Source organism: Sinomicrobium kalidii, assembly GCF_021183825.1.
Taxonomy (GTDB): Bacteria; Bacteroidota; Bacteroidia; order Flavobacteriales; family Flavobacteriaceae; genus Sinomicrobium; species Sinomicrobium kalidii.
This window is the reverse complement of sequence record NZ_CP089211.1, coordinates 4,884,970-4,911,446: the sequence shown is the minus strand read 5'-3', so window position 1 is coordinate 4,911,446 and position 26,477 is coordinate 4,884,970. Positions and strand designations below refer to the sequence as shown.

Genomic DNA, 26,477 nt, shown 5'->3' with positions numbered 1-26,477 from the left:
GTATTATTTGATTAATCGCTATTTGCACCTCCCGGGCCGAAATTAAAGGGCAATGGTTTTATTGCGTATTATAGGTTTCCACATAATATTTTTTTTATTAGCCTATCTACTCAAGTATCTTTAATCCCCCGCTTCTTCTTTCACGGATATCTCACGATCCTGCCTGACGGATCATGAATTTCATCAGTCTTCCGGATATCATAACTTCCCGAAAACAATATTATTCACCTCCCATATTTCCACAACATCCCCCGCAGATATCCTGATTTTATTTCTCATTATTTTATTTTGATTGTTTACGATATACAAAGCATCCGGGTCGTTATCGTATTGTTCGATCTTGCCTACGGAAATTCCACTTACTTTGTTTACAACGATATAAACCGTGTCTTCCGTTATATTCCCGATACCATTGATCAGCTCTCCGACGGCAAAAAAATTTCCTTTAAAAGAAGAAAATGAAGTGATATTATCTACCTGGAATATTCTTATTTTTCCTTTTCCGGTAGCAAAAGGAAATCTGTACCTGGGCATACCATCCAGAAATTCTTTTTCACCGAAGCTGGTTACGTACTGGTATTGAAACTCCCGGGGTACTACAATGACATTTTCATTGAATGTCTCCTTCTTTACTTTATTTGAAAACAAGCGATTAAGGTCCAGTTTATGCGATTTTCCAATAGCTATCAACCGACTATAGTCCATGCTGTTCCTTTTTTTCCACGTAGATATGGTATTGGGTCGGACATCAAGGATTTCCGAAAGTTCCACATTCGTTTTGATCCCCAGGTATTTTTTTAAATTCTTTAAGATTTCCTCAACCTCAAGCCCCTTCCTTTTCCTATAAAATCCCTCATCCGGACTACCGGTATCATTAATATAGTCCGGTTCTACCATTATTTCATATATACTTTCCATAGTAGGTACAGTTTTAGCGTTTTCTATAAAATCTATGCAGAGGCCTCCCGGGAATTAAAGGCGCGCTGTTTTCCGGGCTGTGAACTCCCTACATCTTTATGATAACAAATTCACTTCTCCTGTTCAATTGATGCTGTTCGGCCGTACACGGTACATCATTACTGCATTCATTTACCAGTTGTGTTTCTCCATAACCTTTCCCGTTTATCCTGTTACGCGATATTTCTCCCGTATTCACTATATAATCTACTGTAGCTTTGGCCCTTCTTTCGGATAATTGCAGGTTATAGGAATCGCTTCCCCTGCTGTCGGTATGTGACCGTACATCAATGGAGATCCCGGGATATTGCTGCATGACTTCAATAACTTTACCCAACTCTATTTTCGATACTTCCCGTATCCTGTAGCCGTCAAAGTCAAAATAAATGGGTTTTAATCCCAGTTTTTCGGTCAGGTCATCCCCGGTGGTTACTACGATATCTTCCCTGTTCAGTTCAATTAATAATTCCCGCTTTTCCCCGTTCTTCAGGCCGGTAATAAACTCCTCGTGGATTTGGTATTCCGCTTTTTCAGCCCGGAGGTTATAATTTTTACGGAGGGCTACTTCCAGGCAAAAATCGCCTGAGCTATCGGTTTGAAGCGTTTTTAGTTCCCGGCCATTCTCATCGTATAAGGTGAGCTGTGTCCCGGGCAATGGTTCCTTGGTAAGACTGTCCCTCACATGCCCGCAAAGTTCTGCAGCAAGAGCGATCGGTTCCTTTTCCAAAAGGGCGTATATATTGTCGAAACCGCTATCCTGGCCACGATTGGAAGAAAAGAACCCGCTCTTGTTCTCCTCGTTAATGATATAGGCAAAATCATCAGCGGCAGAATTGACAGGCTTTCCTACATTAACAACCTGATTACCGCCCAAAGCGTCTTTGCGGACTGTAAATATATCCAGTCCCCCGAGGCCGGGATGCCCGTCGGAAGCAAAATACAGTTCCCCGGAGCTGCTTACAAAGGGAAAGGTTTCCCTGCCCGCTGTATTTATTTCATCGCCCAGGTTTTGAACCGGACCAAAACTACCGTCAGCCCTGATATCTGCTACAAACAGGTCGGAATTCCCCCTTGTTCCGTGCCTGTCTGAAACAAAATAAAGCTGTTTCCCGTCAGGGCTCAGGGCAGGGTGTGCCGTGGAATATTCATCATTGTTAATACTCAGGTCTTCTATATTCTCCCACTTTCCGTCCCGGTATGTCGCCCGGTATATTTTCAGGTGGTTGGTACCGTTCTGTGCTTTTCTGTACTTTCCTTTCAGAAAATTATTCCGCGTAAAGTACATGGTTCTGCCGTCTCTGGTCACGGCCGGGGTACTTTGATGGTACTTTTTGTTTACTTTCCCCTCCACCTTTACGGGCGCTTCCAGGTTTCCCTCATCGTTTATAGTGGCGGAATACAGTTTTAAAAAAGGGCGTTTGTTCCACACGTGGGTGCGTCTTACAAATATGCCGGTGTCCCTTGCCGTTGCAAATATCACCGTGCTGTCTCCTGCAAAAGCTGCCCCGAAATCGGCATATTCGGTATTTATTCCCGCGTCGGCTATGTCATATCTCCCGGAAAAACTTTCGATCTCCGCGATATGATCGGACAATGATTCTTCGGGGCCTCCGGGCTGGCCGATAAGGGTGTAAAACTCTTCCAGGGCCTCCTCGGCTTCCGTATATTTCCCTTCCGATTTCAGGCATTGAGCATACCGGTAATAATATACCGGTCTTACTTCGCCGGCATAAGCCAACATTTTCTCATAATGAGGCAATGCTTCCCTGTAGCGGGCGTTGAAATAATAAGTATCGGCAAGTTTTCCATACAGGTCCCGGGATTCATAGCCCTTTTCTACCAGTTTTTGGTATAATTCACTCGCTTTGATGTAAGCAAATTTAGTATAGTTTTTATCTCCCCGCTTTTTTTTTCCTTCCTGGCCGAAAATGAAATTTCCGGTAAGAACCAATAATATCGTTAAGCATACATATCTTTTCATAATAGTGGCTTTAGCTTGTTACATCAGAAAAATCTTGGCGTTCGCAACCTGTTTCCGGACGAGGATATGAATTCATACCTGATGAATATTTCATGGCTCCCCGAATTGTAATTCCCCAAACGGTTGGTATCAAAATCATAGGCGTATCCTATTTGCAGGTTCCGGTTGATGTTAAACCCTGCCAGTCCGCTTACTGCGGCATCCCACCGGTAGGCAGCCCCAATGGTGAAATTTTCATTGAACAGGAAATTAGCCGATACGTCCACCGCCAACGGTGCACCGCTAACGGCTTTTATCAAGGTGGCGGGTTTAAATTGAATGCTGGGGCTCAGGTTAAAGACGTAGCCGCCTATCAGGTAAAAGTGCATCCTTTCTTTGGCTACGGATTGCTGGATATCGTCATAGAACCTGGTCTCCAGAAGTGCCGGTACGGAAAGGCCGATGTACCAATTATCCGAATGCAGATAGGCGCCCACTCCCACATTTGGCGAGAATTTGTTCAGTTTTCCGGATAACTGGGGATCTCCCGGGTTATCCACATTCAATTTATCGTAGTCCACTTCCAGAAAACTTCCCCCCGCCATTAACCCGAGGTTTAACCAGGTATCGTAATCCAGTTGTAATTTATAGGAATAACTGGCGTTGATATAGGTATCCCTGGCGGGACCTATTTCATCGTTGATAATGGACAATCCCAGTCCGTGCCCCCGGTAGCTTATGGGCGAGTGTATGGAGAACTGCGCAGTTTTCGGCGCTCCGTCCAAACCCACCCATTGCGATCTGTACAACCCGAATATACTCGCCACACCACGGGTACCTGCATAACCGGGGTTAACGCTTACGGTATTGTACATATACTGAGTGTATTGAGGCTCTTGTTGCCCGTACATCAGCAACGAAACCAGCAACGTAAATATTAAAGTAATTTTTTTCATCTGTTCTTTTTTAGTTGTTTTTAAGAGGTCATCCCGATGGTTATCGGGAGGAATGCCCCGAGAACCTATCGTCCCGATGATCCCGACAACTATTGGGATCCGGAGGTTTGCCGTTTTGTTACCGGGCATTTCATATGCTTAGTTTTTCTACATGCAACGCTGTATGCTGAAATCTCCTTTTCTTCCTTTTAAATAACCGGCGCCGGGAACCAATTGGCAGGACTATGGGTTTTCGCTTCATCGTAACATATTGACTCCCGGATACCGGTCATTGATCGAACCCTAACCAATCAATTGAGATACAGGTACCCCGACCTGTCCACCATAGTCCCGTTTTCTGCTCTGTATTTCAAAATGTAGAAATACGTTCCTGTGGGTAATCGTTTGTTTTTGTTTATTGTGGCACGTCCTTCGGAATATCCGCGAAATACCCTGTCGGTATTATTATACCCTTGGGTATCAAACACTTTAATTCCCCAACGGTTATATATTTCCACGGTATTCTCCGGGTAGTTATCTATTCCCTTGATATAAAAGAAATCGTTCATCCCGTCCCCGTCCGGGGAAAGACCGTTATAGATCACCAGGCCTTCGTCCGGAGTTTCTTCGGCTACCTTGCCAAGGGTAAAGATGCCGTAACCGGATACTGCCGTAGTTACGGCCTTGTTGTTTATATTCACGCTGCCGCCTTCATCTACCCACATGTTGCTGTTTTCGTCCCAGCGAACAATGTGTATGGCCATGCCTTCTTCATTACTCAGGATTTCCGCCGGAGTGGTTTCCTCGTTCCAGGTAAGGGTCAGCACGATATCGGATTCTCCTTCAGTGCGCTCTATTTCCCAGTATTCGGCATCGTCGATAAGGTTTATCTCTTCTTCCCTGCTGCTGTGAGTGTACAGGGGATTGGAGTTTTCCAGGATATACTGCGAGGTGAAATGATCGGTAAGATCGGAAGGGGGCGACATCGAAGCCCGGCGATAATATCCGTCATCGCCTATGGGATAATCGAAAGCTTCATCACCTATTTTTCGAACCTGCCCGTCCACAAAACTATTATTAGTTACCTCACTGTGAAATGCCCCGGGATAAAAAGTGACCAGCCCTCCGTACTCATCCCCGTCTACAATGCCGTCATTGAATATCCCTTCTCCGTGTATTTCTATGTCCCCGGAAAGTGCAAAGGCAGGCTGTGTAACGGGGTTATCAAACAACACGTCCCGGAAAGCACTGGGCATACTTCCGGAAATGGACTGCATCCCCGTAAGTCCTTCAAAACGGGTGAAGCCCGTATTTTGCCCGGGGCTGAACGTTACCAGGCCGTCATTGTGGAAATTTCCGTAAACAAAGAACTCCCCGTCGTTGATCACATCACCGTCTGCAGTATTGTCAAAATCGTAAAGGGTCGATAATTGCGTCCCATGCGTAATCACCAGTTCACCGGTGTTGACGGTCTGGCTATACGCACCAATACAGCAGGCAAACCCTATGACTATCAAAACTGTTATTCGTTTTTTTATGACTGTCTTCATTTTTTGTGTTTTTTAGTGGCCTTAAATGCTAATGCGCTCTTCTATCAACAATTCTATTTGCCTTTTTATGGCTTTTATAAGCCTCTCTTGTCTTTATACATACCTCCTTCTCAGTTTTTCACTTCCTTAATCTGACTATTTAAAAATCTCCCAAATATTTTAAGGTAAGATTTGATAACGCATCCGGATCCGGTCTTATAGTTATTGGAGAATCTGCATCTCTGTAGTATCTATTTACTTTAAACAGCAACCTATCGTTATCATCCAAATGCAAAACCCCGGACATAAACATGACTATGGTAAAATTTCCAGTCGGGAAGCTGTTGGCTCCTTCAATATTCAAATTGCCATTTGTAGCAGAGGCATCGGTTCCGTTCACATAAAGCTTTGCTTCCAGGGCGTCTCTTCTGCCTGCACCGGTGCTTGCAGAAACATGCCTGACATTTACTACACCATATACATGATACTTTCCTCCTCTCTTAACAACCAACTCTCCATCCAGGTTTACTTCGTAATTTCCAACATCATTTGTTTTAAAACCGTCAAACTCGATGGTTCTGAGATTGGTTGCAGTATTTGCCGTCATATCACCTTCTCTAAAGGTATTTTTACAAAAGGCATGGGCAATTGTCAAATCTGCAGTAACCTGAGAAACAGAAATAAAAGGCCACCATGTGGCCCCATCCCACCAATAGAAGCCTCTGTCATTATCAGGAGACTCATAAAAAACCAACAAGCCCGCTTCTTTAGGGTCTGTTACATTTAAGTTTGTAACTCTGGGCACAATAATTCCTTCATCAAAATCCGGGTTTGTCGGGTCTGTGGCATTAATATCCATAGTTGTTTTAGGATCTAACTCGTTAATACCAACAGTACCTTGCGCTAACATTTGCAAGGAAATCAGGAATAAGAATAAGGATATATAATTTTTCATGATTTATTCTAAATAAGATACGATTAATGTAAAAGGTGAATTGACGGTTAAAGTGCCTGATTGTGTTGCTGATTTTCGTTGTGTTCTTAATGATATTTTATCGCCTGCCTGCAAGGTTACGCTACTCGATATGGCAAAAGTTACAGAACGGGAATTGTTTAAAACCGAAGGAAAAACGGTATTTGATATCAAATTAACATTGATCCCGCCATTCACGAATATTGCCGTTGAAATGCCTTCTGCAAAATTTTCACCTGTATTGGGTTTGTTTACACCTCCGGTAAATGAAATGTAGTAATCGCCCGTTTGGCCGATGTTTAAATCACCATTGGCATCTATAAAATAGGATGCTTTGGGCGACTCGACCACTTCAAAAGGCACTTTTACATAATTGGTGTTCCCGGAAACGATATCGGTTTCAAAAGCAGTGCCATAAGCCGAAGACTTGTTTAGATCGAGCTCTGTAATTTTTTCGGTAACGATATACTCCCAAGTGGTGTTTGGATTGTCCCAATAGTAAAAACCCTCAAAGCCACTACTCGTTACTTCAGACCTGAACACCAACATGCCATATTGTGCGGCACCGGGGTTAACCGTAGAAAACTGGGTGACAGAAGGAATCAAAATCCCGGCACCTGTTTCCGGGGTTATATTATCCAAAGGCTCCACATGAAGTGAAGCTTTGGGTTCTAAAACGTTTACCCCTGTAAGCCCAACCTGAGAAAAAACAGGTGTCCATATCAGAAAAGACACTAATGTAAAGGCTAAAATTATTTTTGATGTATTTTTCATAAGCAACTAATCAACGTAAAAAAGTTAAAGTCAAACCATTGATTCCATAACCGGTAAAGGCCTGTGGGTCTTCATTACTTCTAATAACGTCTACTCGCAGCACATCACCAGCCTCCAGATCCACAATTGTACTGAACGCAGCACTGGTAGCACATGGAATCTCATTAGAAGTGGAAGCAGTGACCCTTCCTGTTGAAAGCGGCAATGGAACACCATTTCCAAACAGCTGATAGGTGAAATTTGCCTGGCTGGCCCCCGATTGAACTCCTGTCCTTTTAACACTGGATGTAAATGTTACCAAATACTTTCCGGACTTCCCTACCGTTATATTATTTGCAGAAACCGTAAATCCTGTAGGATCAAAAGCATCAATTCTGGAGAAATTAACAACTCTGCTGTTTCCTGTACCTGTGTATCCACTACCACTTGCCACATAAGTAGCTACATCAATGGTTCTTTCATAATTATTAATGAGCCATACCCAGGTAGTGCCATCCCAAAAATAAAAGCCTTCCTGGTCTGTGGGGTGGTTTAGCAAGTAAATTAACTGTCCTTTTTCAACCCCATTGCCGGGATAATCTGCCATTCTGGGAATCAATACCCCGTCTGCTCCTGTGGGATTGGTTTTACTGGATGGCTCAATGTGCAGCATGGCGTCCGGACTTGTGGTGTTAATACCCGAATTTTGTCCGAAAACATTCAATGTGACTAAAAGAAGTCCTATTGTAGCTATCGTTAGTATCATATCCTTGATTTTACCTGTCATAATCCATTCTATTTTATCACTATTACTTTTCAATTGGCACAGCTAAAAATCTACTTTGTTTTGTGTATCGTAATATTGGTTACATTACCGGAGCCTGATGCTCCCGACTCATTTGCCAACAGCACGCCATTCCCGGAACTACTTGCATAAGCAATACAACGTATCTGAAAACCGGCACCCGGAACATTGATCATCGTAATATAATTGAATATCTGCCCGACACCTCCGGAACGATCCACGGCCGTCCAATGGCTTCCCCTGCCAATATACAGGCCTGTCGTATTGTCAAGTATTCCCAAAAGCAAATGATTCCCTGCTATAAATTCCGTAAACCCACCTTGTAACATTATATGGTATAAACCCGGGGCATTAAATGTTAATATTCCCGTAGCATTATCATAGCTATAAAAGGGTGAAGTTGCTATCGGGGTGTCAAACAATATCGTATTTGCAAGTGCATCACTCGACAGGGTCTGATCTGTAGTTAACCGCGAATGAAAAAACGTATAATCATCCGAGTCCAACGTTTTTAACACTCCATCCGCATCGGCTACTACCCTACGGTCTATAGTGCCATCGCCTACATTCGCGTTAATGTCGCGTACCCGTACATTTCCGTTTACATCGAGTGTTTCTGTCGGGTTTTGCGTATTGATCCCTGCTGTCTGCCCGAAAACATCCAACATCATCAGAAAAGATCCGATTGTGAAAAGAACTTTTGTCATATTGACGAACTGTATTTGTTTTCTTCTGAACTTCATTAATTCACCTTTTTATTTGAATTCGGGTTATTGACCCGGAGCCCTTGTATTGCTCCGGGCCAATCCAATCTAAACCAAAACACAACCCTAATAAATCCTTCGTTTATAATATGGCTGTAAAATCCGGACTGCCATTTTCTTACTAACTATCATTTTTAACAAAAACCGTTGCCGTCATAGCAGCACGCCCCCAGTTAAAATTAGGATCGGGGTCAACGGCCGCCATATTAAAACGTGTCCCTGTATCCGTACTTTCAATATATCCGTTCAGCGTATAGGTGATCGTAATATCAGATGCCGTATTATTGACTACTTCCTCCGTAAACTTGCCTCCAACGCTAACTATGTGAGTGCCCGAATTGGAAAAGGGTACCGAAAATTTCCTTGAGCCCATAGGCTCTTCGGTTCCATTTTTCAAAAAGCGTATTCCGAAATACCCGCCAACATTATCATTCGAACTATCCAATGGGTTTGTTCCCATCGGGACACTGTAATCCAAAAGTATTTTCGCAATAGTGTCGGCCAGTACAGTTATTTCAACGGACATTCCTATATCGATATCATCCCGGGTTCCGGCGGACACATCCACAGGAGCGGTTGCTACCAGTGACACGATATCCTGAAGTGTAAATTCACTTTCTTGAGTAGCGAGCTTATCCCAGACAGGATCTCCCGGGGTCCCTGAATTATAATACAATCCTTCGCCATAAGGCATTTCCAGGATATTGGTGTTTGTATTAAAGACCACTAAACTCTTTGCCGGACTTGTAATGGTTGTTGCATCCGTTACAGCGGTTAAAAAGACCCGGGGTATCAATAAACCTTTATCGGTACTTTCTATATCCAGAACCGAACTGGGATCCGGTGTAGTTGTATTAATACCCGTTTGTGCCCGTGCCAGCGAACAAAAACAGAGAATTAAAGGCATTATCGCAATGTTGGTTTTCATTATTGAGCGCATAAAAGATTTTTAGTAATAATTAAATAAGATTTCAGGTTTATCTCTTCCGAATACCAGGGCTTTTATTACTATTGTTTTTCCGGTAATAATTGTTCCAGACGCTCCAGGCGCTCTCTGAGATTCCGGGTTTCTCCTTTAAGGTCGTCAACCTCCCTTCTTAACTCAAAAATCTCCTTCTTTTTGTCCTTCAAAAGTTTTTGCTGTTCTATAGTGTGGAGATACAATTCTTCCACTTTCTCCAGTACCTGTACCGAAAGCTCGGAAGGATTGATGATATAGTCTCCTTTTTCAGTTTTTGCCAGGGCATCTATTTTGGTAATGCCGGGCAAATGGCGGTTTTTGTTGATAAACTGCTCCACTTCTTCCAATGATTTGAACGAATAGTCAGTGTTTAGCCCGGAAAAACCTTCAAAATAGTCTTCAAATACATAGTCGGCATAAACGGAAACCGGAGTTAGCATTTTACCGTTTATGGCCAGCACTACATCCGGGTCTGTCGTGCCCAGCATATTATTAGTCAGGATTCCCACTTTACCCATCTGGTAGATATCCTGGGTGTTTTGTGTGGCCTGTGTATTGGTGGCCTGATCGAACCAGGGCTCTGCCACTACATTTGCCATAGGTGCAGAAAGCATATTCCCAAAGGCATCTGTATACAACAGGTTCTCTACAGCGGCGATTCCGCTATCGTCACGGGTGTTGGGGTATTGGACAAAATTGATATTGCCATCTTTGGTAATATACATTTGACTGGCATCAGAGGTCCGGAACTCCAGCTCTGTCTCATTACTTACACCATCCCCTTTATAGTAGGCCCTCAAACCGGTTTGATGCCACGAACCAAAACTCCCATTGGAATAAGCCGTGAAAGCCAAGGCACCAATATTATCTCCATCAACAAGATTCTCCGGTGCACCTGCCGTTCCCGCAGCTCTTCTCAAATTTATAGCGGGTGTGTTGTTGGAGGTACCACTATAGGTTCTGATCATAATATCATCCTTGGTATCATCGATATTATTATTTTCAATCAACAGTGCTCTATCGGGCACTTCGGTGCCGATACCTACGTAACCAAAATGATAGATATCTTCGGTATTCAGGGTTGCACCGGTATTCGTATCAGCACTAAACCAGGGCTCCAAAGCTGAAACATCTGCAAACAAGGCGCCGTCGGTCCCGGCAATAATGCCATTGCTGGCATCTGCGGAGATCAGTCCTACATTGGTATTGCTACCATCCTCATTGGCATAGACCAATTCACCTGCCGTTATTCCTAACGTTGTTACTGTTTCTTCAATATTTACCACATTTCCCGTACCGTCATCATGAGTTGCAATGGTATTTCCTGTTACAACCTGGGTCACAACAGATGTATTCCCTACATCTCCGACAGCTACTGTTTTTAATACCCCATTGGCATCAGCGACCACAACATTATCGGTTGCCGTATCACCTGCATAGGGAGCAGTATTGATATCGCGGATACGTACACCTTCTGAGCCGATATCCAACATTTCGGTCGGTTTGGCTGCGGCTTCAGTACCTGCAATCCCGATACCGGTATGGCTATTGTGCAGAATGGTCATGGCATTTTCCAAGCCAGCGCTTCCCACACCCACCTGAAATACCGGATCTGTTGATGCTATTAAAGAACTTGGATCTGAATCACCGGAAGTCTGAATGGCATTTCTTCTACCAATAACCACTTGATATCCGGTATTTGTAACCAATTCTCCACCTATCGCCGCAGTAACGCGACCATTTAATGTATTATTTTGACCAAGAATATAGTTGTCTACATTTCCTGTAGCCTGAGTTACAACAGTATTGTCCATACCGAATATATAGTTTCTACCACTGGCCGTCTGGTTCCTTAAACCTGCCACCAGGCTCCAGTTACTTTCGTTTACTGCGCCTCCTATATTGTTATCAATACCAAAAACAGCAGAAGCAGTGCCCCAAACGGTGTTGTTGATACCTGCTGTAAATGAATTGGCTCCTGCCGCTTCATTACCATCGCCAAAGGCTGCCGAATTGACTCCTACCGTTCCGGTTTGATTAGTCCCCCCACGTACTGCTCCTTCAACATCTAAAGCGGTACCCGTATAATTATCTGTTTTCTGTATGGCTACATTCCCCATTTGATAGATGTTTTGGGTATTTAGGGTCGCTTCCGTGTCAGTAGCCTGATCAAACCAAGGCTCTGTTAAGGTTGTTGCATCTATAAAGGAGCCGCCATCGGTTCCTACCTGTACCAGGTTATTGGCATCAGCACTTATTACCTCAGCCGTGCTCGCAACCCCATCCTCATCAGTATAGGTAATCACGCCTGTGAGATCATCTTGTACCATACTGGTCAACGTTTCCAGGTTGGAAACATCAATAATGGTCGGATTGCCGTCCTCATCCGTATAGGTAAAGGTGCCGTCGCCATTGTCTACGATAGTTGTTAAAGTCTCGAAAGTGTCGATCATTGTGGCGTAGTCCACTGTAGTGGTCACACCGTCCTCATCGGTATAGGTTACCGTACCATCACCGTTGTCCACCAGAGTGGTCAGCGTTTCCAAATTGGAAACATCAATAATGGTCGGATTGCCGTCCTCATCCGTATAGGTAAAGGTGCCGTCGCCATTGTCTACGATAGTTGTTAAAGTCTCGAAAGTGTCGATCATTGTGGCGTAGTCCACTGTAGTGGTCACACCGTCCTCATCGGTATAGGTTACCGTACCATCACCGTTGTCCACCAATGTGGTCAGCGTCTCAAGGTTTGCTATATCAATAATGGTCGGAGTGCCGTCTTCATCCGTATAGGTAAAGGTGCCGTCGCCATTGTCTACGATAGTTGTTAAAGTCTCGAAAGTGTCGATCATTGTAGCATAGTCCACTGTCGTGGCAACTCCATCCTCATCGGTATAGGTTACCGTACCATCCCCGTTGTCCACCAATGTGGTCAGCGTCTCCAGGTTGGCTATATCTATGGTCGTCGGGGTGCCGTCTTCATCCGTATAGGTAAAGGTGCCGTCGCCATTGTCTACGATAGTTGTTAAAGTCTCGAAGGTGTCGATCATTGTAGCATAGTCCACTGTAGTGGTCACACCGTCCTCATCGGTATAGGTTACCGTGCCGTCACCGTTGTCCACCAATGTGGTCAGCGTCTCAAGGTTTGCTATATCAATAATGGTCGGAGTGCCGTCTTCATCCGTATAGGTAAAGGTGCCGTCGCCATTGTCTACGATAGTTGTTAAAGTCTCGAAAGTGTCGATCATTGTAGCATAGTCCACTGTCGTGGCAACTCCATCCTCATCGGTATAGGTTACCGTACCATCACCGTTGTCCACCAATGTGGTCAGCGTTTCCAAATTGGAAACATCAATAATGGTCGGATTGCCGTCCTCATCCGTATAGGTAAAGGTCCCGTCGCCGTTGTCTACGATGGTTGTCAAGGTCTCGAAGGTGTCGATCATCGTGGCGTAGTCCACTGTAGTGGTCACACCGTCCTCATCGGTATAGGTTACCGTGCCGTCACCGTTGTCCACCAGAGTGGTCAGCGTTTCCAAATTGGAAACATCAATAATGGTCGGATTGCCGTCCTCATCCGTATAGGTAAAGGTCCCGTCGCCGTTGTCTACGATGGTTGTCAAGGTCTCGAAGGTGTCGATCATCGTGGCGTAGTCCACTGTAGTCGCCACACCGTCCTCGTCCGTATAGGTTACCGTACCATCACCGTTGTCCACCAATGTGGTCAGGGTCTCCAGGTTGGCTATGTCTATCGTAGTCGGATTGCCATCCTCATCCGTATAGGTAAAGGTGCCATCGCCATTGTCTACGATAGTCGTTAAAGTCTCGAAGGTGTCGATCATTGTGGCGTAGTCCACTGTAGTGGTCACACCGTCCTCATCGGTATAGGTTACCGTGCCGTCACCGTTGTCCACCAGAGTGGTCAGCGTTTCCAAATTGGAAACATCAATAATGGTCGGATTGCCGTCCTCATCCGTATAGGTAAAGGTCCCGTCGCCGTTGTCTACGATGGTTGTCAAGGTCTCGAAGGTGTCGATCATCGTGGCGTAGTCCACTGTAGTCGCCACACCGTCCTCGTCCGTATAGGTTACTGTTCCGTCACCGTTGTCCACCAATGTGGTCAGCGTCTCCAGGTTGGCTATGTTTATCGTAGTCGGATTGCCATCCTCATCCGTATAGGTAAAGGTGCCATCGCCATTGTCTACGATAGTCGTTAAAGTCTCGAAGGTGTCGATCATTGTGGCGTAGTCCACTGTAGTGGTCACACCGTCCTCATCGGTATAGGTTACCGTACCATCACCGTTGTCCACCAATGTGGTCAGCGTCTCAAGGTTTGCTATATCAATAATGGTCGGAGTGCCGTCTTCATCCGTATAGGTAAAGGTGCCATCGCCATTGTCTACGATAGTTGTTAAAGTCTCGAAAGTGTCGATCATTGTGGCGTAGTCCACTGTCGTGGCAACTCCATCCTCATCGGTATAGGTTACCGTACCATCCCCGTTGTCCACCAATGTGGTCAGCGTTTCCAAATTGGAAACATCAATAATGGTCGGATTGCCGTCCTCATCCGTATAGGTAAAGGTCCCGTCGCCGTTGTCTACGATGGTTGTCAAGGTCTCGAAGGTGTCGATCATCGTGGCGTAGTCCACTGTAGTCGCCACACCGTCCTCGTCCGTATAGGTTACTGTTCCGTCACCGTTGTCCACCAATGTGGTCAGCGTCTCCAGGTTGGCTATGTCTATCGTAGTCGGATTGCCATCCTCATCCGTATAGGTAAAGGTGCCATCGCCATTGTCTACGATAGTCGTTAAAGTCTCGAAGGTGTCGATCATTGTGGCGTAGTCCACTGTAGTGGTCGTACCAGTCTCGTCCGTATAGGTGACCGTACCATCGCCGTTATCCACTAAGGTCGAGATGGAAGTATCACTGATCGTGGTCACTGTTCCCGTGGCATCCGTAAAGGTATAAGTGCCATCGCCATTATCGACCAGGGCTACATTGCCCGCAGCGGTATTGATCTCATCAATGGCATCCTGTACATTCGTTGCGGTCAGCCCTGAAGTTGTATTGTCATATGCGCTGGTATCGGCATTGGTGTCTACCGTAATGGTCGTTCCGTCGGCATTGGTCAGGGTATAAGTCCCGTCAGTATTGTCCACCAACGTTGTCGTGTTGGCATCAAAAGTTGTAACTACACCGGCTTCATCGGTATAGGTGAACGTACCGTCGCCGTTATCTACCAAAGGAGATACGATCCCGGCGGTAGCAGCGATCTCATCCAATGCTTCCTGTACATTCGTCGCAGCCAGGCCTGAAGTTGTATTGTCATATGCACTGGTATCAGCATTGGTGTCTACCGTAATGGTCGTTCCGTCGGCATTGGTCAGGGTATAGGTCCCGTCAATGTTGTCTACCAAGGCAGTGGTGTTGGCATCAAAGGTCACTACGGTACCGTCAGCCGCCGTATGGGTGAACGTGCCGTCGCCATTGTCCACCAAAGCATCGCTGTTTGCGGTGATCGTATTCAGGATCTCGTTATAAATATCGCCTTCATTCTGGATGTTCTCTACAACATCGCCTACCACATCCAAGGTCATTGTTGTACCGTCGGCATTGGTGATGGTATAGGTGCCGTCGCCATTGTCTGTCACCGTTGTCGTGTTGGCATCGAAGGTTACCACAGTACCATCAGCCGCCGTATGGGTGAACGTGCCGTCGCCATTGTCCACCAAGGCGTCACTGTTGGCCGTGATCGTGTTTAATATCTCGTTATAAATATCGCCTTCATTCTGGATGTTCTCTACAACATCCCCTACTACATCCAAGGTCATTGTTGTACCGTCGGCATTGGTGATGGTATAGGTGCCGTCGCCATTGTCTGTCACCGTTGTCGTATTGGCATCAAAGGTTACAACGGTACCGTCAGCCGCCGTATGGGTGAACGTACCGTCGCCATTGTCCACCAAGGCGTCACTGTTGGCCGTGATCGTGTTTAATATCTCGTTATAAATATCGCCTTCATTCTGGATGTTCTCTACAACATCGCCTACCACATCCAAGGTCATTGTTGTACCGTCGGCATTGGTGATGGTATAGGTGCCGTCGCCGTTGTCTGTTACCGTTGTCGTATTGGCATCAAAGGTTACAACGGTACCGTCAGCCGCCGTATGCGTGAACGTCCCGTCGCCATTGTCCACCAAGGCGTCACTGTTGGCCGTGATCGTGTTTAATATCTCGTTATAAATATCGCCTTCATTCTGGATGTTCTCTACAACATCCCCTACCACATCCAAGGTCATTGTTGTACCGTCGGCATTGGTGATGGTATAGGTGCCGTCGCCGTTGTCTGTTACCGTGGTCGTGTTGGCATCGAAGGTCACTACGGTACCATCGGCTGCCGTATGGGTGAACGTACCGTCGCCATTATCCACCAAAGCATCGCTGTTGGCCGTGATCGTGTTTAATATCTCGTTATAGATATCCCCTTCGTTCTGGATGTTCTCTACAACATCCCCTACCACATCCAAGGTCATTGTTGTACCGTCGGCATTGGTGATGGTATAGGTGCCGTCACCGTTGTCTGTTACCGTGGTCGTGTTGGCATCGAAGGTCACTACGGTACCATCGGCAGCCGTATGGGTGAACGTGCCGTCGCCATTGTCCACCAAAGCATCGCTGTTTGCGGTGATCGTATTCAGGATCTCGTTATAAATATCGCCTTCATTCTGGATGTTCTCTACAACATCGCCTACTACATCAATGGTCATTGTTGTACCGTCGGCATTGGTGATGGTATAGGTGCCGTCGCCATTGTCTGTCACCGTTGTCGTATTGGCATCAAAGGTTACTACGGTACCGTCAGCCGCCGTATGGGTGAACGTGCCATCGCCATTGTCCACCAAAGCATCGCTGTTTGCGGTGATCGTATTCAGGATCTCGTTATAGATATCACCTTCGTTCCGAATGTTCTCCGCAACACTGGCAGGGATATCCACTATCGTCTCCGTCCCTTCTTCATCGGTATAGGTATAAGTACCATCGCCATTGTTTATCAAGGGAGTTAATGTCTCGTTGGCCTGAACAATCTCTTCAATATTGACAACCTGTGTATCACCGTTTTCATCAATATAGGTGAACTCGTTGGTTACGGGATTAAAAACCATTACGTTGTCCGGAAGGTCCCCTCCCCCGATCGCATCTTCGGAATTTACAATCCGAAGCCATTTGTCTTCATACCAATAGTAATAGCCCGGTGATATATCTGCAACCGTAGCGGTGTTAAACACCAAAAGGCTGTTTATATTTCCGTTGGCAATGGTCATGGCATCTGTGCTGCTGGTCAAAGCTACCCTTGGAATAAGCATCCCTTTATCAGAAGCAACAACATCCAATTGTGCCGAATTGTCCGGCATCGGCGTTCCTACACCTACCTGGGCGTACAATCCAAAAACACAAAAGCTAAAAATCAAGAGTAAAAGTATTCTTTTCATATGTGCTTAATTTTAGACATGTTTAATAATTAACTAATTCACAATTTGAATAATCAGAATCTATTGGTATTCCTGATCCGGACTGATAAAGTTTCACTTACTTTATTTTGGCGGTATAACTGGAAGGGGTATTCAATTTTCCATGCAGGCTGTAAATTCATTTTTAATTTCTTTTGAGCGCAGGGCAATTATTCTTTTTATGAAAATTTTAAGCAGATTTCCTTTTATAAAATTGGAGAAAATATTTCATTATCAGTACAAAAAAGGGGTTGCAGACGTACTACACTTCGCATTTTACAAGTCTTTTTAGCGTATATACGGGCTTACAAAGTCCTTATCCACGAGTAGAGGTCTTTATCCGACGGAATCCCAAGCTTTTTTCGAAGACGATATTTTTTTATCTGTACCGTTTTGGGCTGTACATACGTGTAACGAGCGATCTCTTTGGAGGAAAAATTAAGCCAGATCATGGCACATAAACACAGTTCGGTATTCACCAGTTTAGGATTTATACCCAGTAGTTTTTTACATATTCCGGGGTACACTTCCCGGAAACGTGCAAGAAAGGACGGGGCATTTTCTTTTGCCAGCGCCACTACTTCTCCGAATGCGAAATTGAGTTTTTTCCGAAGTTCCTCGCTCTCCATTTCCTTTTGTCTGATTATCATATCCTTTTCGAGCATTAATTGCCTGTTCCTTTTTCTCCTTTTTTTATAATGTATTAATACACAGCACAGGATTGTTATACATAAAATCACCATTCCCAAGGAAACATAATGTAACCAGGGTGTAACTTTCCGGTACTTTACCCCCTGTTCTTTTGTAAGTACCATTACCGGGAGCCCCTCCTTCTGTTCTTTTTCTCTACCGATATTATTACCAAGTCGTGTGTATTTCAGGAGATATTTACCCATCTCTCCTTTGGGCTGTCCCGACTCACATAGAAGGTTTCCGAGATACTGGTACCCCCGGACAACTCCCTCCCGATAATTCACTCCTTCGGCCATCCTGATTGCCTCGATATTTAAAGCCAGCGCCTCTTCATACCTGCCATCCAGTTTGAGTGATTCTATTTTGTAATTTAACAAGGTGTCTATCTGGCTCCTGGTATAGTGTTGCCTGATTCCCGTAACGGGAAAAAGAAAACATAATACGTTAATGTATATACATATATATGTATGTTGCAAAAACATTGATTAAGCATTATCAGACCCGTAGAGATAAATTACAGCCTACCCGTTTTAATTGAATAAGTTCCTGTCGAAAAGTCTTTTGTTAGGTGTTTAGGTTTTATCGGGGGAGTTCTAGGTGTTTTTTTTGGATTTTATAGTATATTCATATAAATGAGATACTGTTACATAAGCAGTAAAATCTCTTTTTGGGGTGTTGTTATATTTTATTATTTTCTATGATATATATGTGCTATACCACTAAAACATCTTGTTAACCCGGGACGATATTGTTGACCGGTTTATAACCCATGTCTCAGATAAAGATGAAGAAAATATCCCATAAATATCGCAAAAGGAAGGTTACACACATACTACATCTCTCGTTTAGACACTTTTTCTCGCCCTGAAAAAGGTTATAAATTCCTCATCCATAAAGAAATGTCTTCAGTGGGTGATATTCCCAGTTTTTTCCGAAGTCGGTACTTTTTCACCTGTACTGTTTTGGGCTGTACAAAGGTATAACGGGCAATATCCTTGGAGGAAAAATTAAGCCAGATCATGGCGCACAAGGTCAGTTCGGTGTTCACCAACCGGGGATTTACGACAAGCAGTTTTTTAAATACTTCGGGATACACTTCCTGGAACCGGGCCAGAAAAGACGGATCGTTCGCTTTGGCTAATGCAACTATTTCTCCAAATGCGAAATTGAGCTTTTTCTCCAATTCCTTACTTTCCGTTTCCTTTTGTTTGATCAGTAAATCCTTTTTCAATATCAGGGATCTCTTTTTTCTAAAATGCAGCGATACAAATAAAAAGATCGTGATACATATACCGATTGCACTCCAGGCAATGTATTGAAACCTCTTTTTGGTTGACTGGTATTCCTTTTCCTGTTCTTCCAGGAATTTCTTCATCAGAATATTGATTCCTTTTCTTCTTTCCCGGTCAATACTATCACTTATCCTGGTGTATTTTAACAAGTATTCATGTGATCTCTTCCCATCTCCCAGTAACTCATAAATCTCGGCTTGCAGTTTATAGGACTTACAGATCTCCTTTGGTCTTTTTATCTGCCTGGATATAACAAGTGCCTGCTTACAATAAGCCAAGGCAGTTTCATATGCTCCCTCGCTTTTATATAACCTGCCCCGGTTTAACAGGTAAACCGACATATTATATATAGAATATCGGTTCTCCCTGATTCTATCTCTGGCTCTGTTTAAATAATATTCTGCAGAGTCCTTATTATTTCCGAATGTCAAATGATGATAGGCCAAAACCGAATATCCGAATAAAGAAGGGTTTACCTGTACTGCTTTATGTTGAAAGGAAAATGCAGCATCCATATCGTCAATATGGGAGAGAGCTACTGCTTTGTTATGATAGAGAAAAGCAAGAAGTCGTTTGTTCTCACCATCTGTATTTCTAGAGTACGAGATCCCCTTATCATAATACTCTATGGCCTTTTCACTTGCCCCCATCACCATGTAATTTCTTCCGTATTCACCAAAAATGCGCGCCTTTATCTCAGGATGCTTTGAAGTGTATTCCTCCACTTCCGCCAGGTTTAAATACCTCAAACTCTCTTCGTGCCGGCCCAGGGTACTAAGGACATTGGCTATATACATATATCCTTTGGCGGCTCCTTTTCCATAGTTAAGTTGTTGGGAAGCTTCAACTAATTCAATGTTCAACATTATGGCCTCTTCGAATCTGCCGTCTTTTCTAAGCGACTGTGTCCCGTTTTCCTGAATGCTGTCTATTTGTTTTTCTGTGTATTGTTGCCCTGTTCCTATAAACGGGAAAAGGAAAATTAACTGTATATATTTAAAAATCATTTTTCAGGATATAGTCAAAAAAAATCAATATATGTTAATTATATGTTGATATATATCAAATTACCAAAGAAAAATCTCTGATTATTGAAATTTAATTTCAATCTATTGTTTTTAAAGTGTTTTAAATAATTCTTTTCACTACCCAATTTAATAAAGTACAATAAAAAAAAGGAGACACCCACCAAAGGGAACCGTGGTACCCGGGGATTTGAATCAGGAATATGGGGATAGATTGCCTACGCTGCCAGGAGATGGGATGGGGAAAATCCCGGAGCCTGATCAGTTCGATTTACCCAGAAAATCTGACTTTTGACAGATTTTCGTTTTGAACTGCAAGGGTTCATGAAGTCGTAAAACTTATTTAGGATCAGGATCAAAGGTTATGGGGTTTTTCGCTTGTTGCCGGTTTCCCGTCCTTTTTCCTGCCTGCCTTCATTTACAAAAAACCAAACCTCGCTGTACTGAATGGTACAGCGGTTTTGGCAGGCTGTGAAATTGTGCTTTAGTTATTTAGGTATCACGCATAAACTCATTAACTCAATAACCCATTAACCCGACAATATTTTACACTACTCAAGGGCTGCGATACATGACTCTCGATTGAGGCCAATAACAATACTGTAACAAAAAGGAACAATTTCATAAATCGCAAGTCGTACCTTAATCCGATTTCGGTGAATTCTCCGGCTTCACATTGGCGACTGCGATATCCATAAATCCGTCATTATTAAAATCAGCACTTACCATGGCGTATGAAGCATTTAAAAATTTCCCTATGGGCTGCGCCTGTTTAAAACCACCTTTTCCATCGTTGTAGAACACATAATTTTGTTCGGTCCAGTCACGGCCGTTTGCCACGAGCGCATCTAAATCCCCATCTCGGTCAATATCAGACAGGGTGATTGATGCCGTTCGGTTGGATCGGGTGCCGATTGAAAAAAACCGTCGGCATTAAAAAATGAAACTTCCTGCGATATTCCCATAGAGGAAAACGCAAAAAATACAATGAATATCAATTTTTTGAAGTATGTGTGCATAGGAGATTTATTATAATCCGAAATTATTATGGTCAACAATACTTCTTCCTTTCATTATACCATGTTATACTGCTTCTGCCGATTTGTCCCGTGGATTTAAACCTTTGAATATTAACCAAAATCCGAAGACAATTTCAAATAGTGCAGTTGGGACGTTTAAAACCAGGTATTCGGGCGTTATTACATCAACTATCTTAAATAAGAGTAAAACGCTTGCCAATACGGATAGCACAGTGCCTGAAATGCCCCAGACAGAGATCCATCCCGGGATTAATTTTGCCTTAAAAAGCAGTGTATACAGCATGAGGTTACCCATCCCTAATGTCAATACCATAAACACATGGTTTATATAATCCCGTGTTATTTTAAGCACATTACCCAATGCTTCAAACACCATACTGTTTTCCGAAGGACTTTTTACAAATTCCTGGCTCAGAGCCAATATTGATAATAATATTACGATTCCCAGAATCAATATGACACCGGCTGTGATCCTAAAACTCAGAAAGCCCAGGGCTAAACTTTTATTGTACCTTTTAAGTACAGGGTACAGTAAAAGTACAAAACCCAAATAGGTGAGGAACAGAACAAATTGAAAAAGAGCACTTATGATTACCCGGTTTGAACCGGCAGCTGCGCCTGTTAAATAAGCGGGAGAATCTATTGCTGGAGATATGCTAAGAATGCCTGCTACCATTCCTAGTATGATAAGCAATCCGGCTAATTTTACCTTACTCTTTAATGGGTTCATATCCTTATTCTTTATTTAAAACATTGGTTTTGCCTCCTTGTGTTATGAGCATTTGGTTTTTATCCACATCAAACACTATGGAGATAGCTGCAGGTTCGTATTTGAACTCCCCTGTGGCCGTAGCTTCTAAGTTCATTTTAGAATCTCCGGGTGCCTGTAGTTGTAATTGATTACCAGATTTGGTTACCGTTAATTTTACTGGAAATGTGTTACTGGAATACACTCCTAAATATTGATTTAACTCTTTAGCTTTTGGTTCATAAACCCTAAAATCGGGAATGTTAAAATGTTTATTAAAAAGACTGTTAACAATAGTTACCGTAATTGCGTTTAAGCTGTAGTTCAAACCATTGGAGGTAATGGCAAAAGCCACATTATCATCCGGAAAATATCTTAAAACAGAAGAAAACCCATCTATTTCTCCATTGTGGCCATAACTTGTTTTATCATAATATTCAATTTTGAAAAGTCCCATTCCAAATTTGTCCTGAATGGTTTTCATTTTCGCGAGACTTTCCGGTGAGAGTATTTCGTTGTTGAATAGTGCTTCTGCAAAACGAACTAAATCAGTTGGTGTTGATACAATGCCTCCGGCACCCATATCGATTGACGGTTCTGTTTCTTCTGTTTTTCTCCAATTTTTCTCAAAACGATACGCATAACATTCATTATTCTCTATATCTATTTTTCTCCCGAAAAATGTATTATTCAAGTTTAACGGCCTGGTAATTTCATCTTCCAAAACTTGGGCATACGACTTTTTATAAAGTTTTTCCAGGATATAGGATAGCAACACGTAATTTGAATTACTGTAGGCCGCTTTTTTATCTGGCTTAAAATCACTACCGCCCTTGGCAATGATCTCAATCATTTCCTTTTCTGTTTTCGGATGGATATGATAGCTTAAAAACTCTTTTTTATGGTCTGTAAAACTATGAATACCACTTCTATGGTTTAGTAGATTTGAAATGGTGATCTTACCTGCATTTTCTATTTCCGGAAAATATTTATCAATAGTTTCATTAAGTATTATTTTTCCATCTTCAATAGCTTTAAATACGAGTGTTGCTGTAAATACTTTAGATATGGACCCAATTCTGTATTTGGTATTACGATCAGGTTTCTGTTCCGAATCAGGGTCTGAGTAACCAACTTGTTTCGAGTACACTATATTGCCATGCTTAAGAATTGCGATACTGCCCATAAATTTATTGTTGGCTTCAAGTGTATTGAAATATTCATCTAAGTTTTGAGCATCTACGCTTTGGGCAAACCCTATATGCGTTGTTATTATAGTGAGTAATAAAGTTTTGAAAAAAGTCATGTTTTTCTTATTCTTTTTTATGGTGATATACTAGGATACCGATAGAAGCCGGGATGATTTTCATCGATTTCATCAAATATATCCGTGGTCAAGTTTTTTAAGCTATCCGGATGATATGTTGTATGGGGATTGAAACTATCTTGTTGAGCATTGTGGTTCCCGAGCAGTGAAAAAAACACCGCAATAAGGCTGCTATTGTCGTTTTTCGATTTGATGATGTCATGATTGATATAGTTTATTTCATAGACTTTCTAAATGAATTAATGTTGAACATCCTTGACAGGACGTATTGTTAAAGTGTAAAAATCCTCTTCGATTCTTGAATTCAGTTTGTTGTTTTCCCTGAAAAGGATGAAGGAACCTCCCCAAAGGATTTCAGGGAATTCAATGGTTTGTCTGGTCATCTGTTTTAAAGAAGGAACCGTGTTCTCCAGTTTTTCCAGGGCCTCTTCGACAGGCATCCAAAAAACTTCTTCGTTTTCCGAAGGTGATTTCAAGGTGCCGCTTTCATAGTGTGCCGTATACAGTTGACGCATATCGGCCGTGGGTTTGAATTCGTATTTATAGGTAAAAAGCCCCTTTAAAAACGGTTCGGAAATCGTTATCCCATACGATTCCGAAATACTATCCAGAACCTCACGGATAGTCTGTCTCTCTTTGTAATAAACAGACGGTGTCATCCAGCCGTATGGTGTTTTCCGCATCAGGATTTTATCAGTATCCTTAATTATGGTTAGCCTGATGACTGTCTGGTTGACAGGCGGAGGTTCTTGCGAATATCCCGGGTTAGAAAAAGCAAGAAAGCCGGTCAGGGACATTAAAATGAATGTTTTCATCGTTATTTTATTGTTTAAGGTAATCGCTGTTATATCCATCTGCCTTTGTCATACGAACATATTTCACTTCGCCCTCTTTATTCTTTAAGAACTCATAAAGTGTATTGCTATCCGGCTGTATAAATGTGTTCTCTGCTACGGGAACAAGTTTTGAAGTGGTAGCTGTCTCACTTAAAAAGTGAAGGGTTCCCTTAACAACTTCAAATCCCAGTACTTCGCTTCCTCCTTTAAATTTTCCTGTAAACCTCTTCATCGCTGTCTCGCCCATTGCAATGCTATCAAACACCTTGGGTTGTAAAAAGTCCCAGTTGTATGCTACTGCGACTGCCCTGGTGATATAACTCATCAGGGACATCCCGTTATCGCTGTTGGTCATAATAACCACACCTTGTTTACGATCAAGTGACGCGACCATATAACAGGTAAATCCAGAATTACTTCCCCAGTGCTCAAAGAGCATGTCCCGGATTTCGTTATTGTAAATCTTTGCAAATCCTAATCTTTCGGGGGTTTTAGTGAATATACTGTCTGTCATTTTTTCAGACAGGATGGTATTCGTACCCGAATGATGGTCTTCCAGTACTGTCAATAAAAATTTCGCTAAATCGGTAGGGGTAGTCCAGATGCCCCCGGCCGCTTTAAAGGGAAACAGTTTGTAAGGGTAGGGCTCCGGTTTATCGGAATATCCTGTAGCCATTTGTTTTGAAAGGTGGTTCGGGACAGGCTGTTCGAATGAACTATGGGTCATATCGCATGGCTCAAATATCAGATCGGTGATGGCGGCATTAAACTCCTTGTCCGTGACATCTTCTATGAGTTTTTCAATAACGGAATAGCCCGGGTTTGAATATACCTGTTTTTCTCCGGGAACATAGACTACGGAAACCGCCGGGTCAACGGAAGGTTTTTCTCCTGCCAGCATCTGGGTTATGGTTGGCAATTCTTCATGAGGAAAAAAGGATGACTGTACATATCTTTCAAAACCTGCAGTATGGCCAATAAGTCGCCTGAGGGTTACGTTTTCATGTTCAGTGAATTTATTGTCGGGAACTTTCCATCCTTCGAGGTAATTATTGACGTTTTCATTCAAGGTTAAAACGCCTTGTTCCGTTAAATTTAAGGCTGCCATTGCGGTCACGGGTTTGCTTAACGAGGCCCCGTTAAAGACCATATTTGGAGTGACCTTTATGGAATCTGCCAGATTGGAATACCCATATGTTTTTTGCCAGGAAATTTTCCCGTTATCAAAAAATGCGATGCTCACTCCCGGGATATTGTCCTCCTGCATGAGCTGAGGTATCGACTTTTTATGATTCCTGCCCTTCAGGTAATGCACCGGGGCCAGGTTTTTTTCGATACCTTCTATTTGAGATATGGAATCATGATGTAATGCTTCCGGTATGATCTCCGAGCTCTTTTGTTGCTTGCAGGCGGAAAAGACGATCAGAACGATCAGAAGTGTTTTTTTCATTTTTTAGTAGGTTGTTTTAATTCCTTTTTTATCAAAAATCTCAAACCGGGTATTGTCCGATTCATCTACATAAATTTTAATCCGTTCATTTCCCTTTGAATCATATATAAACAAGCCGGTATTTTTGTTTTCTTCACGACCCAGGAACATTCTGTACACATTAATTTCGGAGTCCAGGTGTTTTTTGAATTTCAAATATTCAGTATCTTTTTCCTTTTTTGTCATTGATTTCGTCCTCTCAAGAAATTGATCATACAATTTTTCAACCCGTATGGAGTCTGAGCGTTCCCTAAAAAACATTCCATACCATCTTTTCCACTCACCTTCTTCCAGGTATTCGTCTTTCATGATGGCCATTATCTGGTCGTTTTTTTGCTGGTCGAAAGTGATGCCTGCAAAATTCTCTTCATCAGTTCCGTCATAATAAATACCTCCGACTTCATCGCCTACGCGATTAAAGAATAGTATTCCCGGCAAATCTCTTTTTGAACCCGGATTATGTGGAATACCGTGGGTAGTGGCCAATGCTTGCCTTTCAGGATTGCTAATCGAAATGTATAAATTTTTATCAGGTCCGATTATGCTCAACCTTTCCGCTTGAATTTCTTTGAATGTTTTAATGTCATTGACATGGCTGTCATAAAAGAAAAAGCAAGTCAATACAATTAAAAAGATGAAGTTGATTGTTGGTAGATGTCTTTTCATATGTTTTGATTTGACGGGTTCACAATTGACAACGTACAGGCTATTCTGATTTAACAGCCGGTAAGATGTGCTTATCCAAAATTGAGAACGGTATTTCTTCCATATCCGGAAACAGGTTATAATTACCACCTGTTATGGTGATGGTCATTTCAATTTCAGGAATTATTATCAGAAACTGGCCTCCGTTACCCCAGGCTTCAACAGTTTTCATCTTTTTTC

At 43.0% G+C, this 26,477-nt stretch carries 19 protein-coding genes; all 19 read right to left on the bottom strand.

Going from position 1 to position 26,477, the window contains the following annotated elements:
* Positions 1 to 198 precede the first annotated feature (198 nt).
* The 19 genes from LS482_RS19760 to LS482_RS19670 all read right to left on the bottom strand — a co-directional run bounded on the left by LS482_RS19760 (position 199) and on the right by LS482_RS19670 (position 26,469).
* Positions 199 to 918, bottom strand: coding sequence for a helix-turn-helix domain-containing protein (locus tag LS482_RS19760; protein ID WP_233029261.1), 720 nt, complete (start codon positions 916 to 918; stop codon positions 199 to 201).
* 88 nt (positions 919 to 1,006) lie between these two features.
* Complete coding sequence (locus tag LS482_RS19755; RefSeq protein WP_233029260.1) at positions 1,007 to 2,938, bottom strand: OmpA family protein; 1,932 nt, start codon at positions 2,936 to 2,938, stop codon at positions 1,007 to 1,009.
* 23 nt (positions 2,939 to 2,961) lie between these two features.
* Positions 2,962 to 3,873 (bottom strand): PorP/SprF family type IX secretion system membrane protein, encoded by a 912-nt coding sequence (locus LS482_RS19750; protein WP_233029259.1) that lies wholly within the window; start codon positions 3,871 to 3,873, stop codon positions 2,962 to 2,964.
* A gap of 290 nt (positions 3,874 to 4,163) precedes the next feature.
* Positions 4,164 to 5,402: a T9SS type B sorting domain-containing protein gene (locus LS482_RS19745; RefSeq protein ID WP_233029258.1), complete on the bottom strand. Its 1,239-nt coding sequence runs from the start codon at positions 5,400 to 5,402 to the stop codon at positions 4,164 to 4,166.
* Between the two features lie 139 nt (positions 5,403 to 5,541).
* A complete protein-coding gene (locus LS482_RS19740) occupies positions 5,542 to 6,336 on the bottom strand; it encodes a phage tail-like protein (RefSeq protein ID WP_233029256.1) in 795 nt (264 codons plus the stop codon).
* Between the two features lie 3 nt (positions 6,337 to 6,339).
* A complete protein-coding gene (locus LS482_RS19735; protein ID WP_233029255.1) occupies positions 6,340 to 7,128 on the bottom strand; it encodes a phage tail-like protein in 789 nt (262 codons plus the stop codon).
* Between the two features lie 10 nt (positions 7,129 to 7,138).
* Positions 7,139 to 7,894 carry a phage tail-like protein gene (locus tag LS482_RS19730; RefSeq protein WP_233029254.1) on the bottom strand — a complete coding sequence of 252 codons (756 nt, stop codon included), beginning with the start codon at positions 7,892 to 7,894 and terminating at the stop codon, positions 7,139 to 7,141.
* Positions 7,895 to 7,944: 50 nt separating this feature from the next.
* Positions 7,945 to 8,655 carry a hypothetical protein gene (locus tag LS482_RS19725; protein WP_233029253.1) on the bottom strand — a complete coding sequence of 237 codons (711 nt, stop codon included), beginning with the start codon at positions 8,653 to 8,655 and terminating at the stop codon, positions 7,945 to 7,947.
* A 142-nt stretch (positions 8,656 to 8,797) separates the two neighbouring features.
* Positions 8,798 to 9,583 carry a phage tail-like protein gene (locus LS482_RS19720; protein ID WP_233029252.1) on the bottom strand — a complete coding sequence of 262 codons (786 nt, stop codon included), beginning with the start codon at positions 9,581 to 9,583 and terminating at the stop codon, positions 8,798 to 8,800.
* 101 nt (positions 9,584 to 9,684) lie between these two features.
* Positions 9,685 to 17,124, bottom strand: coding sequence for a phage tail-like protein (locus LS482_RS19715; protein WP_233029251.1), 7,440 nt, complete (start codon positions 17,122 to 17,124; stop codon positions 9,685 to 9,687).
* A 323-nt stretch (positions 17,125 to 17,447) separates the two neighbouring features.
* Complete coding sequence (locus LS482_RS19710) at positions 17,448 to 18,311, bottom strand: helix-turn-helix transcriptional regulator (protein ID WP_233029250.1); 864 nt, start codon at positions 18,309 to 18,311, stop codon at positions 17,448 to 17,450.
* 398 nt (positions 18,312 to 18,709) lie between these two features.
* Positions 18,710 to 20,134, bottom strand: coding sequence for a hypothetical protein (locus tag LS482_RS19705; RefSeq protein ID WP_233029249.1), 1,425 nt, complete (start codon positions 20,132 to 20,134; stop codon positions 18,710 to 18,712).
* Positions 20,135 to 20,794: 660 nt separating this feature from the next.
* On the bottom strand, positions 20,795 to 21,022 hold the full coding sequence (locus LS482_RS19700) for an FG-GAP repeat domain-containing protein (RefSeq protein WP_262707131.1): 228 nt from the start codon (positions 21,020 to 21,022) through the stop codon (positions 20,795 to 20,797).
* A 213-nt stretch (positions 21,023 to 21,235) separates the two neighbouring features.
* The gene (locus tag LS482_RS19695) at positions 21,236 to 21,922 is read right to left on the bottom strand and encodes a DUF4386 domain-containing protein (RefSeq protein WP_233029248.1); all 687 of its coding nucleotides are present in this window, start codon (positions 21,920 to 21,922) and stop codon (positions 21,236 to 21,238) included.
* Positions 21,923 to 21,926: 4 nt separating this feature from the next.
* Positions 21,927 to 23,246 (bottom strand): serine hydrolase domain-containing protein, encoded by a 1,320-nt coding sequence (locus LS482_RS19690; protein WP_233029247.1) that lies wholly within the window; start codon positions 23,244 to 23,246, stop codon positions 21,927 to 21,929.
* 260 nt (positions 23,247 to 23,506) lie between these two features.
* A complete protein-coding gene (locus LS482_RS19685) occupies positions 23,507 to 24,082 on the bottom strand; it encodes an NUDIX hydrolase (protein WP_233029245.1) in 576 nt (191 codons plus the stop codon).
* 7 nt (positions 24,083 to 24,089) lie between these two features.
* Entirely contained in the window at positions 24,090 to 25,553 is a 1,464-nt protein-coding gene (locus tag LS482_RS19680) for a serine hydrolase domain-containing protein (RefSeq protein WP_233029243.1), read from the bottom strand.
* Positions 25,554 to 25,556: 3 nt separating this feature from the next.
* Entirely contained in the window at positions 25,557 to 26,258 is a 702-nt protein-coding gene (locus tag LS482_RS19675; protein WP_233029241.1) for a hypothetical protein, read from the bottom strand.
* A gap of 40 nt (positions 26,259 to 26,298) precedes the next feature.
* Positions 26,299 to 26,469 (bottom strand): hypothetical protein, encoded by a 171-nt coding sequence (locus LS482_RS19670; RefSeq protein WP_233029240.1) that lies wholly within the window; start codon positions 26,467 to 26,469, stop codon positions 26,299 to 26,301.
* Between the last annotated feature and the right edge of the window lie 8 nt (positions 26,470 to 26,477).

Excerpts from the sequence above, each read along its gene's own strand:
- LS482_RS19730 (WP_233029254.1), bottom strand. The coding sequence starts at position 7,894 with ATGACAGGTAAAATCAAGGATATGATACTAACGATAGCTACAATAGGA.
- LS482_RS19725 (WP_233029253.1), bottom strand. The coding sequence starts at position 8,655 with ATGAAGTTCAGAAGAAAACAAATACAGTTCGTCAATATGACAAAAGTT.
- LS482_RS19685 (WP_233029245.1), bottom strand. The coding sequence starts at position 24,082 with ATGAAAACATTCATTTTAATGTCCCTGACCGGCTTTCTTGCTTTTTCT.
- LS482_RS19675 (WP_233029241.1), bottom strand. The coding sequence starts at position 26,258 with ATGAAAAGACATCTACCAACAATCAACTTCATCTTTTTAATTGTATTG.
- LS482_RS19715 (WP_233029251.1), bottom strand. The coding sequence starts at position 17,124 with ATGAAAAGAATACTTTTACTCTTGATTTTTAGCTTTTGTGTTTTTGGA.
- LS482_RS19695 (WP_233029248.1), bottom strand. The coding sequence starts at position 21,922 with ATGAACCCATTAAAGAGTAAGGTAAAATTAGCCGGATTGCTTATCATA.
- LS482_RS19750 (WP_233029259.1), bottom strand. The coding sequence starts at position 3,873 with ATGAAAAAAATTACTTTAATATTTACGTTGCTGGTTTCGTTGCTGATG.
- LS482_RS19690 (WP_233029247.1), bottom strand. The coding sequence starts at position 23,246 with ATGACTTTTTTCAAAACTTTATTACTCACTATAATAACAACGCATATA.
- LS482_RS19705 (WP_233029249.1), bottom strand. The coding sequence starts at position 20,134 with ATGATTTTTAAATATATACAGTTAATTTTCCTTTTCCCGTTTATAGGA.
- LS482_RS19735 (WP_233029255.1), bottom strand. The coding sequence starts at position 7,128 with ATGAAAAATACATCAAAAATAATTTTAGCCTTTACATTAGTGTCTTTT.
- LS482_RS19670 (WP_233029240.1), bottom strand. The coding sequence starts at position 26,469 with ATGAAAACTGTTGAAGCCTGGGGTAACGGAGGCCAGTTTCTGATAATA.
- LS482_RS19680 (WP_233029243.1), bottom strand. The coding sequence starts at position 25,553 with ATGAAAAAAACACTTCTGATCGTTCTGATCGTCTTTTCCGCCTGCAAG.
- LS482_RS19755 (WP_233029260.1), bottom strand. The coding sequence starts at position 2,938 with ATGAAAAGATATGTATGCTTAACGATATTATTGGTTCTTACCGGAAAT.
- LS482_RS19740 (WP_233029256.1), bottom strand. The coding sequence starts at position 6,336 with ATGAAAAATTATATATCCTTATTCTTATTCCTGATTTCCTTGCAAATG.
- LS482_RS19720 (WP_233029252.1), bottom strand. The coding sequence starts at position 9,583 with ATGCCTTTAATTCTCTGTTTTTGTTCGCTGGCACGGGCACAAACGGGT.
- LS482_RS19760 (WP_233029261.1), bottom strand. The coding sequence starts at position 918 with ATGGAAAGTATATATGAAATAATGGTAGAACCGGACTATATTAATGAT.
- LS482_RS19745 (WP_233029258.1), bottom strand. The coding sequence starts at position 5,402 with ATGAAGACAGTCATAAAAAAACGAATAACAGTTTTGATAGTCATAGGG.